A 14563-nucleotide genomic window follows, 5' to 3' on the forward strand; every position below is an offset into this window, starting at 1 on the left:
GAAATGTCTCGCGTGAAGGATTCGACCGTTGTACGTACAAGTGGCATCGTCCTCTGCCTGATCGGCTGCGCGACGTTTGGCGTGGTCGAGCTCTGGAACCGGAGCGGCGACTATCCCCCAGAAGCGATTCTCGAGCGTGTTTCTGGCACAGTGGTACTGGGGCAGCTGAGAACGATCACAACGCGAACGTCGATGGAGAAGTGGGTCGTGATCGATCTCTACTCCGACCAGAAGCAAAAGCATGAAGAAGAGCGCTGGGTACTTCCCCGGCATACGCCCGAATGGGTCGAAGTCGTCTCATCCCTGGAAGCGGGTGTGAAGGTGAGCGGCCGCGCCCTGGCCGCGCCCGAAAGACTGCGCTGGAGCGACATGCCTGTTCGCGTGATCTGGTCTCTCTCGAGAGAAGGCTCCAGCGAAGAGTCGGGCGCAGATGTCGAGCTCGTGACCTACGCGGAGGTCATCGCAGTCGAAGAGGCGTTGCGATACCAGTCGCCGATCGTCGGTTGGTTGATGATCGCTCTGGGCGGCGCGCTGCTGTTGGGTTCCCGCCTGGGCGTAGGAGCAGGTCGAGATCTGACTACCGCGTCGTAGTGGCTCCTGCGCGATCGAAGATCGCAAGGTTTTCCACGTGTTCGCTGTGCCGCACCAGCGCATAGCTCGACAGCGCAGCCAGACGCAGCTCGCTTGTATCGAGCAACGTCGCGCAATCGTGCAGGAACGATTTCAACCCACAGCTCAGGTAGATGAAGCGCTCCGGTGGGTTCTTGCACAGCGTGCTGAGGAGTTCCGAGTCGAGTCCCTTGCGCGGAGGATCTGCGATCACGACGTTCGCGCTTTCGAGCAGCGAGGTCGCGTCGCCGGCGGCACCTGAATGGAGTTGGATGCGCGACTGCATGTCTGCGTCCAATTGATCGATCCCCAGCGATAAGCCGTACCGCGCATGATCTCCAATCTCGTTGAAGGCGATGTGTTGGCAGTGTGCAACCAAGCCGAGCCCGATCGCGCCGCAGCCGGCGTAGAACTCGGCGATGCGCGCGTTTTCGGGGATCGCGCGGTGTATGTCTTCGACCACTGTATCTGCGAGATCGAGATTGCTCTGGCCGAACGCGCCCGGCGGAAAGAACACCGAGGCTCCGCCAATTTGTTCGCGCACCGCGGACGGTCCGGAGAGTTGTTCCCAGTGCGGCCCCAGGATCGTGTTGGTCCGCTCGGGGTTGCCGTTCCACCAAAGGCTGTGGAGGACACTATCGAGTTCGCGCTGGAGATGCTGTAACAGGGGTTGCAGTGGAGTTGCGTCGGTGTGGTTGCCCACCAGAGTGAGCTGGGCCAGTTGACTCGCCCGTTCGACCACAATCTGGACACTTCGCAACTCACCTGCGTGGGGCAGGTCGGCGTAGGGTTGGGTGCCGGTTGTTTTGATGCCGCGCTTGACCGCGGCCGCGATCTGATTGATCAGCGGGTGATGTACGAGACAGCCGGGAATATCGACAATACGGTGTGAGTCCGCCTGAAAGATGCCGATCTTGGGTGACTTCGAGCGTCCGCGTACGGCGAGTCTTGCCCGGTACCGAAAGCCCGTCGAGGCGCCCAGGGCCAGTTCCGGAATGGGAATGCCAGCCCGAGCTGCCAGTTCTCGCAGGCCACTCTCGGCGCGCTGGGGGAACCCGTCTTCAAACAGGCGCGGACACCCGGGACAGGGCGGTCGATGAGTGCAAGCGGTGAGTTCAATAGACATCTATTATCTCGTGGCGCCGATCTTACAGTGTTTCGTTGCGACGAGTCTTGGGTCAGGCTCCTAGCTTCCGCAATGCGTCAATGAACGCATTCAAGGTCTTTGTGCGCGACAGCCCCTGCGAATCCGGGAGTCTATATTTTGAGCACCGCCGCGCTGTATCGCGAAGGCGAGCGTTTCTTGCCAACCACGCGAGAAGAGATGGACGCCCTCGGTTGGGATCAGCCCGACGTTGTCTTCGTCTCCGGGGACGCCTATGTCGACCATCCGTCGTTCGCAGCTTCGATTCTCGGGCGCTGGCTCGAACACCACGACTTCAAGGTGGCGATCCTCGCACAACCGGACTGGAAGAGCGCGGATGCCTGGCGCGTGATGGGCGCCCCCAAGTTGTTTTACGCGGTCAGCGCGGGTGCGATGGATTCGATGATCAACCACTACACGGCCAATCGGAAGCGCCGCAATGCAGATGCCTATTCTCCGGGAGGGGCCATCGAGTGTCGCCCGGACCGGGCGAACGCAGTCTACGCCCAACGCTGCCGCGAGGCATTCAAAGGGGTTCCGGTGGTGGCCGGGGGAGTGGAAGCTTCCCTGCGTCGAGTGTCTCACTACGACTATTGGTCAGACAAGGTAATGCCCAGCAGTCTGGTGTCGTCGAAGGCCGATCTCGTGGCCTATGGAAACGGCGAAGCGTCCATTCTCGAGATTGCGACGCGTTTGCGAGATGGCGAATCGATTCGAGATCTGCGGAACATGCGCGGCGTGGCCTACCTGCTGGGCAAGAACGAAACATTGCAAGACCATCAATGGCACGATGCCGCTTGTGACAACAAGACGGTGGTGCTCCCAAGCCACGAAGATATCGTGCGCGACGACGAACTCTTCGCTCGGGCAACGCGTATCCTGCACCGGGAAACGAATCCGCTGAACGCGCGGCGCCTGGTACAGGCCCATGGAGATCGCCGAGTCGTGATCAATCCGCCTCCGCTGCCGCTCGACCAGGACGGCATGGATGCCGTTTACGATCTTCCTTACGTGCGCAAGCCCCATCCCCTCTACGCCAGCGCAGGGCCGATTCCCGCCTGGCAGACCATCGCCGACTCGGTGCAGATCATGCGTGGTTGTTTCGGGGGCTGCACCTTCTGCTCCATCACGCTGCATCAAGGTCGAACGATTCAGAGTCGAAGTCGAGCTTCGGTATTGAAGGAGATTGAGGGCATTGCGGCGAATCCCGACTTCAAGGGACACATCAGCGATCTCGGGGGGCCTACTGCGAACATGTATCGCATGCGCTGTTCGAAACCCGAAGTCGAAGCGAAATGTCGACGGCTGTCGTGCGTGAGCCCGAAGGTGTGCAAACTGCTCGACACGGATCACGCTCCCCTGGTCGATCTCATGCGACGGAGTCGTGAGGTTTCCGGGGTGAAGAAGGTGCACATCGCATCGGGAATTCGCATGGATCTGGCGCGCAACGAGCCGCAGTACTTGGACGATCTGGTAAAACATCACGTCGGCGGCCACCTCAAGGTTGCGCCCGAGCACGTGAGCGATCGCGTGTTGGCCATGATGAAAAAACCGCCGCAGCGCACCTTCGAAGAGTTTGCCGAGCGTTTTCAGAAAGCCTCGCAGAAGGCGGGCAAGGATCAGTACCTGGTGCCGTACTTCATCGCCAGCCACCCTGGCAGTGGCATCCTGGAGATGGTCGAGTTGGCATTGTTTCTGAAACGAAACGGCTATCGTCCGCGACAGGTACAAGATTTCATTCCGGCGCCGATGGACATCGCCACGTGCATGTATCACACCGGGATCAACCCGGAGTCGATGGAGCGGGTGAGCGTGGCCAAGGGAGACAAGCAGCGCGCCCTACAGCGTGCATTGTTGCAGTACTTCAAGCCGGAGAACTACGATCTGGTAAAGCGTGCATTGGTCGAGGTGGGGCGCGAGGACTTGATCGGCGACGAGCCCGATTGTCTGATCCCGACTCGCCGGCCCCGGGGTGCCGACGCGGCAGCCTCGAGCCCCAGGGCGAATCGGGAGCGCAAGCGCGACGGCTACCGATGGGCCGCCCGAAAAGGCCAGAAGCGATAACAACTCGACGAATCGAACGCGCTCACCTCAGGCCGGACTCCGGCGGGCTGGGGACAAAAAGAAGAGGGAAGAAAATAGTCCATGGCCATGAAGCAGGAACAGGAACCCGCAAAGAGCGAAATCACCGAGGTCGCAGAAAATGTGCTGCGGCTCGAACTCGACATCTCGCTGCCCGGACTCGGGCACGTCAACTGCTACGCATTGGTAGACAAGGACGGCGTGGCGCTTGTCGACCCGGGGCTGCCGGGGCCCGCGACGTACGAAACGCTCGTCTCGCGTCTCAAGCAGGCGCAGTTGGCAGTCAAAGACATCCACACGGTCATCGTCACCCATTCGCATCCCGATCATTTTGGTGGCGCCGCCCGCCTGGCCGAGGAGTCGGGGGCAAGGGTGGTTGGCCACGAAGACTTCAGCTTTGGTCCGGCACCACACGATCATTCAGATGTTTCGGTCGACGATCTGGCCGCCCATGAGGACGCCGGCCACTCCGAAGAGGCCGACGACGCAGACGAAGAAGCGATCCGCGAAGTCAAGAAAATGGAGGTCTCGACTTACGAGGCTGCGACGATTGCACACCGGAGCAAGGGCACGCCCTGGGGCGGCGCGAGCGCGAGGCCTCCGTTCGGCATGCTGCTCAAGTGGAAATTCTTTCAGCTGATCGGAAAGTCGAAGTGGTATCCGACCATTTCACATCACGTCAAAGACCGCGATGTGTTGAAGCTGGCCGGACGCGATTGGTTCGTGGTCCACACCCCGGGCCACACCGCGGATCACATTTGCCTCCACGATCCGGAGAACCGGCTGTTCCTCGCCGGCGATCACATCCTGCCTACCATCACCCCGCACATCTCAGGCGTGACCCAGCGCGCAGATCCGTTGAATGCGTTCTTCGAGTCCCTCGATCTCGTGGCGGACACCCCCGACGTCGAAAATGTCTTTCCCGCCCACGGTCATCCTTTCGACGATCTGGCTCTGCGCGCCAAGGCCATCAAACAACATCACTACGAGCGCCTCGACAAGCTCAAGAGCATTGGTGCTGAAATTGGGCCCTCAACAGTCACGGACTACATGCAGGAGCTGTTCAGGAAGCGCAGCTGGGGTGCGATGGCGGAGAGTGAAACTTACGCCCACCTCGAACACCTGCGGCTGATCGGTGATGCCGAGTGTCACGAGAGCGACGATCACAAGCTCATCTATTCGACCGGTTAGTCGATACGCAGGGGCGAGGAAGCAGCGACACACGAGGGCACAGCCAAAGATCTTCGCAAATGCGCATTCCGACGGCAGTGCGAAGCTACCAGGCTCGAATAAGCGTGCTTCTGTGTGAGTTTACGGTTCTTTCCTGATCTGATTTGTGAGACACTGGGAACCCAGTTGCATATTTGAATTTGGCCTGAGTGAAACATTGATGCGAGCTCCGCGAACAAATTTCGGCCATCTCATCTGGCTGGTTTCAGGACTGATGGTCGCGTTGGCGCCCGCAGCGCAAGCGAGTCCTGCGGCCGACGATCCGAGAACCCAGGCGTTGAGAGAAGCGCTAGCTCAGCAAATCCCCAGCGAAGGAATTCGTATTTCGGTCGTGATGCGGGAACCCGATGCCGGGATTTCCAGGGCCCAGCGCCGCGAAACCATTCGTGCCAGACGAGAGCGGGTACTCGCGCGGTTGAACCGGGGCTTCTTCAGCGTCGGCCATCGGTACCAATGGCTCAGTGGATTCAGCGGTTGGGCGGACGTTCGGGCGATCGAATCGCTGGTGCTCGATGCCGAAGTGGTATCCATCGATATCGACCGCATCGCCTACGCGGCACTCGCCCAGGGCAGGGTGCTGGTCGGCGCGGACATCGCCGAGGCTCTCGGCGTGACCGGCAGTGGGGTGACGGTGGCGGTGATCGACTCGGGCATCGATACCGATCATCCCGATTTGTCCTCGAGTCTGATCGCCGAAGCTTGTTTCTGTGACGACGCGATTGGGGCTTTTGGTTGCTGCCCCAACGGAAAAGATACACAAACCGGAACGGGTGCGGCCGAAGACGACTACGGACACGGCACGGGGGTTTGCGGGGTCATCGTTTCGAGTTCGGTCAGTAATCCCGGCGTTGCCACGGACGCATCGATCGCTGCCATCAAGGTGCTCGGTGCCAACGGATCGGGCAATTTTTCAGATATCGCAAGTGGCCTCGACTGGGTGATCAGCAACCGCGTTACCTATGGCATCAAGATCGTCAATCTCAGCGTGAGCGATTCGGGACAGTACGACAACGCGACAGTGTCCCCGTGTACTGGAAGCAATACGGCCAACGCCATCGTCCAGCTCAAAGGCCTCGGGGTGTCGGTATTCGCCGCTTCGGGAAACAACGGCCACGACAATGGCATTTCATTTCCGGCCTGCGCCCCCGCTGCATTTTCGGTGGGGGGTGTCTACGACGCAACGTTTTCCTCGGTGAATTGGGGTGCCTGCTCCGATGTCCCCGCCCCCGTGGACTCCTTCGTTTGCCACACCAATAGCGGTTCGCTGCTCGACATTTTGGCGCCTTCATACAGGGCGACAATTCCAGCTATTGGAGGTGGAACGCAAAACATCGGCGGCACATCGATTGCCTCGCCCTATGCCGTTGGACAGGCTGCTCTGCTACTGGACGCGGATGCGAGCCTGACGCCGGACCAGATCCTGAGTTCGCTCGAGATCGGCGCTCCGCTGGTGACGAACCCGGACAACGGCCTGTCCTTCCCCCGCACCCGAGTCGATCTCGCCGTGGCGCAGATCCTGGGCGTGTGCGGCAACGGAATCCTCGAAGCTGGCGAAGCTTGTGATGACGGCAACACCATCCCGGGTGACTGTTGCGACGGCATTTGCCAGATTGAGGCGATGGGAAGTTCGTGTGACGATGCCGACGTCTGCACGGACGGCGACATCTGCGTCGGGGCTATCTGCACTTCTGGTCCAGTCCTCGATTGCGACGATCTGAACGAATGCACTGCCGACGGTTGCGACGAAGTGACGGGGTGCTTCCATGAAGCGATCGAAGGTTGTGAGCCGCCGCTGGTTCCCGGACTCTCACCTTCGGGTCTCTTACTGCTCGTCGGTTTCATGTTCGCTACCGCGCTTTGGGCCTTTCGCATTCGCGAACACGGCTGACCGCTGGATCAATCGGTCCATACTCAATGCGAGTTTGATCCCTGAACCCCGGAGGGAGAGGTTTTTCGTCCTTTAACCTGGGAGGCGGTAGACTTGCCCGCGGCGACTTTGATGTTGCTGCAGCTCGCGGTCTCCCGGACTCCCATCCTATCAAGGACTCCAGCATGAGCGAACACCAGGGCTTCGACCACAGTGTAGATCTCGTCATCGTCGGCAGTGGTGCCGGTGCCATGACCGCTGCGATTCGCGCGAAGGATCTCGGCGGTGACGTCTTGTTGATCGAGAAGACCGAACTCTACGGTGGCTCGTCCGCGATGAGCGGTGGTTCCCTGTGGATTCCCTGCAATCACCTGATGCTCGAGGACGGCATCGTCGACGATACACCCGAAGAAGCCCTCGAGTACCTGGTAAACACCACCGAGGGACAGGTGTCAAAGCACAAGCTCGAGGTCTATGTCGAGCAGTCGGCCCTGATGTTCGAGTATTTGCACGACCACGCGCGGCTCAACATGTTTTCAATGCCGGGTTATGTCGACTACTACCCCGAAGTTCCGGGCGGCAAGCCGGGGGGTCGGGCGTGCGAACCCCATCGTTTTGACGCGCGCCTGCTCGGCGATGAGTTCTACAATATGCGCGAGCCCGCGCTTCAGGAATTGATCATGGGCCGCGTCGCGATGTCCGCCACCGAAGCCCACGACATCCTGACCAGTGCTCCGGGCTACATCAAAATGCTCTTGAAGATCGTATTTCGATATTGCCTCGACATTGTCGGACGCTTCAAGAGTTCGCGCGATCGTTCACTCGCCCTGGGCAACGCGCTGATGGGGCAACTCCGGCTCTCGCTACTGGACCGCAACGTGCCGATCTGGCTCGAGTGCGCCTTCGAGGAGTTCATCCTCGAAAATGGCAAGGTAGTGGGGGTGATCGCGAACAAGCAGGGCAAACGAATTCGCATCGAAGGCAAGCACGGTGTGCTGCTCGCCGCCGGTGGTTTTGAAAGCAATGACGCAATGCGGAAGCAGTATCTGCCCAGTCCCACCAAGGCCGAATGGACCTGTGCGAACCCGGGCAATACCGGTGAAGTGATTCAACGGGGCCAGGAGTTGGGGGCGGCCGTGGGCTTCATGGACGGCGCGTGGTGGGGCCCTGTGACGGTGGTCCCCGGTGAAGAACGAGCGCGCATGCTGGTCGTCGAAAAGGGACTGCCCGGCTCAATGATGGTCAATTCGAAGGGCGAGCGCTTCCTCAACGAATCGGCGCCCTATGACGACATCTGCAAGGACGCCTATAGCAGGGATACTCCCGACGCCGTCACCGTGCCGTGTTGGTTCGTATTCCACGATCCGTTCCGAAAGAAGTACCCGGTGGGTCCCCTGATCCCCGGCATGCCGATCCCGAAAGCGTTCTTGCGGTCGAGGTACATCTTGAAGTCGGATACGATCGCAGGTCTGGCGGCCGAGATGGGTGTGGATGCAGCCGGACTCGAGGCCAGCGTCGAAAAGATCAACGCCTACTCGCACAACGGGAAGGACCCCGAGTTTGGCCGGGGAGACAGCGCCTACGATCGGTACTACGGAGATTCGACGGTCACCCCCAACCCGTGTCTGGGCCCGATCGACCATGCACCGTATTACGCAATCGAAATATACCCGGGAGATCTCGGAACCCGGGGCGGCCTGCGGGTCGATGCGGAAGCGCGGGTGCTCACGGAGTCCGGTGAACCTATCGAAGGTCTCTACGCAGTCGGGAACTGTTCTGCAGCGGTGATGGGTCCGACTTACCCGGGTGCCGGTGGGACCCTGGGACCGACCATGACCTTTGGCTATGTCGTCGCGGAGAAGCTGTTCGGCAAAAATTGATCGTCCGGTGTTGATCGACGTATTGAACGACTCACTAATTGGTCGTCGAAAATCCGCCGTCCACCGGCAACACGTTGCCGGTCACGTAGGCGCCGGCCTTTGAGGCCAGGTAGATCGCAACCCCCGCCATGTCGTCAGGTTCGCCAATCCGCTTCATCGGACACTGGTCGGCGATCGCCTCTCCGAAGGACTCGAGGGTCGCCGCCATCATCTTGCTCTGGAAGGGCCCCGGGGCCACGGCGTTCACGGTGATCTTGGGTGCGAGTTTGCGCGCCAGTACCCGAGTCAGGTGGTGAATGGCCGCTTTGCTGGCCGAATACGAGTAGGTGTCCATTTGCGAGACTCTGAGGCCATCGATCGATCCGATGTTGATCACCCGGCTCGGGTCGCCTTCACTGGCTGCGGCCTCGAGCATCGGTGTGAGGGCCTGGGTGAGGAAGAAGGGAGCCTTGAGGTTGAGGTCGAGGACTTTGTCCCAGCCGGACGCCGGAAATTCGCTGTAGGGGGCTCCCCAGTTGGCTCCCGCGTTGTTGACCAGGATGTCGAGATTGCTTTCCCGCTCCTTGATCTCGTCGGCGAGGGCCTGGCAACCTTCCTGGGTGGACAAGTTGGCGGGGATCGCGACACAAGTCCCGAGCTTCGAAAGTTCTTTCTGGGTTTCCGCACAGGCGGATTCAGAACGCGATGCAACGTAGACCCGAACCCCGGCTTCGATGTAGCCCTGGGCAATCATCAAGCCGATGCCTCGGGTTCCGCCGGTGACGAGTGCGGTCTTGCCTTCGATTGAAAAGAGTTGGTTCACGTTGGCACTCCAGTCCTTGTCGAGTTGTTTTGTATGGCGGAGAAGATAGATCGTCAACGGATGGCTGGCAGCCAGGCGATTGCCCACGCGAGGGCAAGGGTAGCCGTGCTCAACAAGCCAGTGAGGAGCTGAACGAGAACACGCGGAGGCTCCGGACTCAGCATCGGTGCAAATAAAACCCCCAAGCCCATTCCGCAGAGCAGGCCGTAGACGTGAGCGCCGAAGTCTACTTCGCTGCCTCCGGAGCCGAGCATTGCGAGCAAGCCGATGCCTGCGCCGATGGGCACCCAGGCCCCTCGCCAGGGCAGGGCCAGGCGCTGGCGGCGCCAGGCCTCGATGCCACACAAGAGCCCCACGACCCCAAATACTGCAGTGGATGCGCCGATCGAGTTGTGTCCCGTCTGGTGGTGAATTGCGTCGGCGAGGTTTCCGAGCGCGCCGGAGGCCAGGGCTCCGGCCAGGGCCACGCCGGCCCCAACCCGTCCCGCGAGCGAGGCGAGGAAAAGTCCACCGATCAACGTGTTGCCGAGGGCGTGGGCGAGGTCTTTGTGCAGTGTCAGGGCGGTGAAAATGCGCCACAGTTCGCCGCGCAGAATGTAGTACGCGTTCGCGCTGCCGACCCGGTGCGCCAATGCCTCGTCGCCATGACGCTCGAGGAGCAAGTAGAGCGCCAGCACGAGTAGCGCCAAAGCATAGGCGACGGCGATGTCGCCCGGGCGCCGGGTATTGGGCAGTTGCGCCTCCGGCGGAGTGGGACGGGGTCGATTTTCGTTGACCCACAGCGCGATGATCTCCCGGGCAGTCTGGCTGTCTTCGCTGGCTACGACTACCGCGTAGCCCGAATCCGTGCGCAGGACCTGAGCGGAAATGCCTTGGGACTTGAGCACCAGGGCCCAGGTATCGGCCCGGCTGCGCGTCGTCGCAAGCGGGAAGCCGTCTGCCTCTGGCGTGGCGGGAGTCGCGGTCAAATTCGCTTCGGGGTCACTCACCCGGCGAGTATAACCGCGTGTTGAATCTGTCGATTGGAACTGGAGCGATGCTTGCGGTCTCCGACTTCTGTCTGATAGCGTTTCAATGACGAGAGGTTCCGCTCTTCCTTGCGGATTCTCATTTGGGGGCAACATGAATAGACTACTCAGCACCGTGGCGCTGGCACTCGCTTGCCAGTTTTTGATGACTTCAATCGTGAGCGCGCAAGCGGTTCCGGCGAATCCCGCAAGCCCCGCCAGATCCGCCGACCCCGTGAAACTCTGGTCCTTTCGCGGGGGACTCGGCTTTACCGCGGACCCGGACTCGTTTTTGATCAACTTCGAAGCCGACCGTCTCATGCGCGATGAGGTCGCGGTCGGGTTTGCGATTCAACTCGGTTTAGATGACAACCTCATGCTCGTCTCCCCCATGGTGTTCACTCGCTATCTGTTCGACTGGTCGGGTCAAACAAGCGAATTCGCCAGGAAGGTCAAACCCTACGCCCAAGCTGGGATGGGGCTTACACACCTCGATAAGGACAAGGGCAGCAAAAGCGGGACTGATACTGAGTTCTTGATGAGTTTTGGGGCCGGGTTGGATTATCCGCTGAACGATTCAATCGATATCGGCAGCCGGATGTTGCTCAACATCATTCCGTCCAAGGTCGGGGGCGACCGAATCTACTTCAGCTGGGAGATGATATCGGTTCGCTATAGGTGGTAACCCCGAGTCGCGCCAAGACGGCGTCGTCATGACTTTGACTCTGCTAGTAATAATGTCAGTAATAATGCTAGCTACATGAATAGGTGTCGTGTTAGCCTGCGACCGGCCGGACAGAGCCTGGAGAGACCGGCCCGGATGGCTCATGGCGCAAGGCGACACCGGATCCCCGACAGAACCGACGTCTGCATCGTCGAAAGCATCGACATCGTCGAAGAACGATGATGCGATCTGGCAGACGGAGATTGCCCGCCTGCTCGAGCGATTCCTGCCCGACAGTTTGCGCAGTTCCAGTCCCGAGGAGCGAAGTCAGGCTCGGGTTCTGACTGGAATGCTGCTGGTCATGCTCGGGGGCTCGGTTCTGGTCGTCGCCGGACAGGTGGTCAACGGAACAGCGTTCGGACTCAAGCTGGGGCTCGCAATCGCCGGGGGCTGGACTGCCTTTCTGATCGCCATTCGGGCGGGGGTTCGCATTCGGACCCTGAGTCAAGGCGTGCTTGGGTACATCTACCTGGTGAGCGTTGGTGTCACGTTCGCGAGCGGAGGCGAGGCAACTTTTGCCGTACTCATCGCATGTCTTCTCCCGATCTTTGCTTTTATCCTGGAAGGGGCAGGCCGGGCAACGCGCTGGACGATCGCGGTATTGGCTGGCGTGGGATTGACGGCCCTGTACGCATCCACGACCGATACGAATCTGTTTGGCGGCGAAATTCTCCCGTGGAATCAGATGCGTTTTGCTTCGATCACCGCCATGGTTTCGTTTGTCTATCTGGTCGCGCTAACGATCGAAAGAGTCGTAGGCATTGCGTCCAAAGAGGCGCAAGAATCGAAGGCTCAGCTCGCGACGCAGAATGCTCATTACCGGCTCCTGATCGAAAACATGGGCGATTTGTTGATGGAGTACGATGATAAAAGCTCTTGCCTCTATACCAGCCCCAACAGCCTCGAGATCATCGGTCGGAGCGACCACGATTTGTTGGGCGATCAGTACGTCGAGCATATCCACCCCGACGATCTGCGCGACATCAGGGCTGCGCTTCCACGCTTGTTGGAGCGGCCCGGCGTGACCCAGTGCCGCAAGGTGCGAATTCGCCATGCTGGCGGTCATTGGGTGCACGGGCAGGTGACCGCCCGATCCTTCAAGACGCAGCTCGGAAAGACTCACTGTGTGACAATTTTTCGCGACGTCAGCGAATTGCGCAGAGCGGAACTCACGGTTCGGCACGCTGAGCGACTCTCCTCAGCGGGTACACTGGCCGCAGGGGTCGCGCATCAGATCAACAACCCCGTCGGATCGATCCGCCTGGCCTCCGAACTCGCACTGCGGTGTGCGAAGGAGGGAGACTGGAGGGCGGTCGAAACTCTGCTCGAAGAGAATGTCGACCAGGCCACACGGTGTTGTGAGATCATCAAGAGCCTGCTGCAGTTTGCCGCTCACGAAAGCACGATCAAGGTGACGCAGGACCTGGTCGAAATCATCGAGCGCGCCAGACACTTCACCATCAGCTACGCGAGAGAGCGGGGGATCGAGATCGACATCGTAGGAGATCGTGGGCCGCTGTGGGTCAATGTGTGTGCGATCGAGATCGAGCAGGTACTGGTCAATCTGACCCGCAACGCGATCGAGTCTCGTCCCGTCTCCCAGCGCGTTGAGATTGTTGTGTCGCGCATTGGAGACGTGGCCCGCGTCGAGGTGAGGGACGACGGTTGCGGAATCGCCGAGAGCGATCGCGCTCAGGTCTTTGATCCGTTCTTCACGACGCGAATGAACGAGGGCGGAAGCGGGCTCGGGCTCAGCGTGGTCCATGGGATTGTTCGCGATCACGGCGGTGTGATCGAACTCGAAAGTGCCGAAGGGAAGGGGACTTGTGGGCGGATGGAGCTTCCGCTCGTGGATGAGGTTTTGGACGGGGCTTCGTTGGACTGAGTATGGTCGATGTCAGTCTCCGGTGGGCCGCGCGCTCATTGGGGCCAGAATCGGCGACGAAGTGGAGGTTGTCGTGGGCGATCGCGAATGGACCGTGGTCGACCCGATCTGACAATCGCAGTACCGAGCACAGTACCGAGCGATCCAGTCACAGAACGCGAGTGAGTCGGGCCTTCGCTTCCGCCGCGTTGAATTACTAGAATCTGGGCGCAAGCAGAAACTCCAATCTGGAGGCGCTCAGATGCCCGCGCCGATCGGCAGAGATCTAGAAGCAATTCGCAGACGACTCGAGGCGTGGTTTGCAAGCGTACTTCCCGCCGACGCGAGTGGAATCGAGGTGGGCGAAGTAGGTGGCCCCGGCGGCACCGGGTTTTCCAGCGACACCCTGATCTTCGACCTCTGTTATCGATCTGGCGGAGTGAATGTAGAACGGGGTCTGGTCGCCCGGATCAAGCCCAGCGGGTTTCAGTTGTTTCCAGAGTACGACCTTCCGTCTCAGTACGCTGTCATGCATGCGCTGCGCGATAGCGGAATCCCCGTTCCCGCCATGTTGTGGGAAGAGCGCACTGGCGATGCGATCGGCGATCCCTTCTACGTCATGGAAAAAATCGACGGGCTGTGCCCCGCGGACAATCCACCGTATACCGCCGAAGGTTGGCTCAAACAGATGAGTCGCGAGGACCAGTCGACCTTGTGGAACGGCTACATCGACATTCTCGTCAAGATTCACGCCCTCGATCCCGCCGAGTTGAAGCTCGACTTTCTGGCCAAGCCCGAACTGGGCCAAACACCCTTGGACCAGGAGCTCGCGTATTACGAAAATTTCTATCGCTGGGCGTATCCAGAGGGCGGTCATCCCTGCGTTGATCCCTCGCTGGCCTGGCTGCGCGAGAACCGCCCGCCGGAACCCGAAATAAAGTCCCTGGTCTGGGGCGATGCGCGCATCGGTAACATGATCTTTCAGGGGCCGCACTGCGCTGCGGTGATCGACTGGGAAATGGCGCGGCTGGGTGATCCGATGATGGATCTCGCCTGGGGACTCTTTCTGGGTCGCTTCCACGCCGAGGGCATGGGCTATCCGATGTTGCCGGGGTTCTTGAACCGCGAAGAGACCATCGAGCGCTACGTCGCCCTGAGCGGCACCAGCGCGGAACACGTCGAGTACTACGAAATTCTCGCGGGAATGCGCTTTACGGTGATCTTGATCCGTTTGGGCCGGCAGATGAAGCACTACGAAGTCATGCCACAGGATGCCAACTTCGAGATCGACAATCCGGTTTCCAACTTACACCGCAAGCAACTCGAAGCCATCGGAGTTCTGTAACGATCTATA

At 60.2% G+C, this 14563-nt stretch carries 12 protein-coding genes; 9 read left to right on the forward strand and 3 right to left on the reverse strand.

Annotated elements, in window-relative coordinates; genetic code table 11:
• The first annotated feature begins 12 nt into the window (after positions 1–12).
• Complete coding sequence (locus IH881_00430; GenBank protein ID MCH7866132.1) at positions 13–591, forward strand: hypothetical protein; 579 nt, start codon at positions 13–15, stop codon at positions 589–591.
• On the opposite strand, the gene IH881_00435 is transcribed toward IH881_00430, so the two are convergent.
• Positions 578–1735: a class I SAM-dependent RNA methyltransferase gene (locus IH881_00435; GenBank protein MCH7866133.1), complete on the reverse strand. Its 1158-nt coding sequence runs from the start codon at positions 1733–1735 to the stop codon at positions 578–580. The genes IH881_00430 and IH881_00435 overlap by 14 nt on opposite strands.
• A gap of 99 nt (positions 1736–1834) precedes the next feature.
• Here IH881_00435 and IH881_00440 point away from each other — a divergent pair, with 99 nt between their 5' ends.
• The 4 genes from IH881_00440 (at position 1835) to IH881_00455 (ending at position 8812) form a co-directional block, all read left to right on the forward strand.
• Entirely contained in the window at positions 1835–3817 is a 1983-nt protein-coding gene (locus IH881_00440; protein MCH7866134.1) for a YgiQ family radical SAM protein, read from the forward strand.
• An 81-nt stretch (positions 3818–3898) separates the two neighbouring features.
• Positions 3899–5026, forward strand: coding sequence for an MBL fold metallo-hydrolase (locus IH881_00445; GenBank protein MCH7866135.1), 1128 nt, complete (start codon positions 3899–3901; stop codon positions 5024–5026).
• A gap of 199 nt (positions 5027–5225) precedes the next feature.
• Positions 5226–6953, forward strand: coding sequence for a S8 family serine peptidase (locus tag IH881_00450; protein MCH7866136.1), 1728 nt, complete (start codon positions 5226–5228; stop codon positions 6951–6953).
• A 164-nt stretch (positions 6954–7117) separates the two neighbouring features.
• On the forward strand, positions 7118–8812 hold the full coding sequence (locus tag IH881_00455; protein ID MCH7866137.1) for an FAD-binding protein: 1695 nt from the start codon (positions 7118–7120) through the stop codon (positions 8810–8812).
• A 34-nt stretch (positions 8813–8846) separates the two neighbouring features.
• On the opposite strand, the gene IH881_00460 is transcribed toward IH881_00455, so the two are convergent.
• Both IH881_00460 and IH881_00465 read right to left on the reverse strand, forming a co-directional pair.
• Positions 8847–9614, reverse strand: a complete 768-nt coding sequence (locus IH881_00460; protein ID MCH7866138.1) for an SDR family oxidoreductase — start codon at positions 9612–9614, stop codon at positions 8847–8849.
• A 53-nt stretch (positions 9615–9667) separates the two neighbouring features.
• Positions 9668–10603 (reverse strand): rhomboid family intramembrane serine protease, encoded by a 936-nt coding sequence (locus IH881_00465; protein ID MCH7866139.1) that lies wholly within the window; start codon positions 10601–10603, stop codon positions 9668–9670.
• Positions 10604–10736: 133 nt separating this feature from the next.
• Between IH881_00465 and IH881_00470 the strand changes: the two genes are divergently transcribed.
• The 4 genes from IH881_00470 to IH881_00485 all read left to right on the forward strand — a co-directional run bounded on the left by IH881_00470 (position 10737) and on the right by IH881_00485 (position 14554).
• Complete coding sequence (locus IH881_00470; protein ID MCH7866140.1) at positions 10737–11306, forward strand: outer membrane beta-barrel protein; 570 nt, start codon at positions 10737–10739, stop codon at positions 11304–11306.
• A 142-nt stretch (positions 11307–11448) separates the two neighbouring features.
• Entirely contained in the window at positions 11449–13230 is a 1782-nt protein-coding gene (locus tag IH881_00475) for a PAS domain S-box protein (GenBank protein MCH7866141.1), read from the forward strand.
• Positions 13231–13252: 22 nt separating this feature from the next.
• Positions 13253–13342, forward strand: a complete 90-nt coding sequence (locus IH881_00480; GenBank protein ID MCH7866142.1) for a hypothetical protein — start codon at positions 13253–13255, stop codon at positions 13340–13342.
• A 129-nt stretch (positions 13343–13471) separates the two neighbouring features.
• Positions 13472–14554, forward strand: coding sequence for a phosphotransferase family protein (locus IH881_00485; protein ID MCH7866143.1), 1083 nt, complete (start codon positions 13472–13474; stop codon positions 14552–14554).
• The last annotated feature ends 9 nt before the right edge of the window (positions 14555–14563 follow it).

It is taken from the genome of Myxococcales bacterium, assembly GCA_022563535.1.
Lineage (GTDB): Bacteria > Myxococcota_A > UBA9160 > UBA9160 > UBA4427 > DUBZ01.